Source organism: Alteromonas alvinellae (assembly GCF_902705805.1).
Genome location: NZ_CACSIH010000206.1, coordinates 1 through 790, shown reverse-complemented (window position 1 = coordinate 790; position 790 = coordinate 1). Strand labels below are relative to the sequence as shown.

The 790-nt window shown below is 36.7% G+C and carries 1 protein-coding gene; it reads right to left on the bottom strand.

Going from position 1 to position 790, the window contains the following annotated elements:
* Positions 1-118: 118 nt before the first annotated feature.
* Positions 119-331, bottom strand: a complete 213-nt coding sequence (gene cspE / locus ACX5KA_RS15410) for a transcription antiterminator/RNA stability regulator CspE (RefSeq protein WP_014948776.1) — start codon at positions 329-331, stop codon at positions 119-121.
* Between the last annotated feature and the right edge of the window lie 459 nt (positions 332-790).

The following is a 790-nucleotide window of genomic DNA, read 5'->3' as shown; positions in this document are numbered from 1 at the left end:
CAGGCGACAACTACCTTGAAAAACGCCGCTCTTGCGTGAACACTAAGTTTCAGAAAGAGCCCATATTTTATGAGGTCACTTCAGAAAAGAGAAATGACCTTTGATAAGCTTAGAGGTCTTATCGAACTACTACGTTAGCAGCTTGTGGACCTTTTTGGCCTTGTTCAACTTCGAAGCTAACTTCTTGGCCTTCTTTCAACGTTTTGAAACCGTCAGAAGCAATTGAACGGAAATGTACGAATACGTCTTTGCCGCCAGCTTCAGGAGTGATAAAACCAAAACCTTTTTCTTCGTTGAACCACTTAACTGTACCGTTTACAGAATTAGACATAATAAAAACCTTTTAAAAAAATTGATGTAATGGTGGAAGCCACCGAATAGCTATAGACATCTCCAAGCTAGTAAAGCAGTTGTATATCTATATAAAACTTCAATTTGAAAGATTTAAAAAAGAGGTACAGCGCAGTAATAGGTAAAGCAAATAACATATCTAGAGCGATGCGAAAGGTACAGGTTATTGTGAGTAATGTCTACTAGTTTTTAGTTTGTTTTTTAACCAAAATACAACTTTTTTACAAAAATGTTTTTTGGAAGCTGAATACGTATGTTTGTTCAAGGCAGTTGAAAGCTAGGTTAGTCTTGCTTTTTTGCTATAGGTTTAAATTATGACAGACACGTACTCATTAACCTGATTCAAAATGAAGATCTAGGTAAGATGGTAGTGTACCTGTTGGGCCAGCCTCGCCGTCTTAAAATTGATAGGCTATGTTCTGCTAAATTGTTGCTATAC

Excerpts from the sequence above, each read along its gene's own strand:
- cspE (WP_014948776.1), bottom strand. The coding sequence starts at position 331 with ATGTCTAATTCTGTAAACGGTACAGTTAAGTGGTTCAACGAAGAAAAA.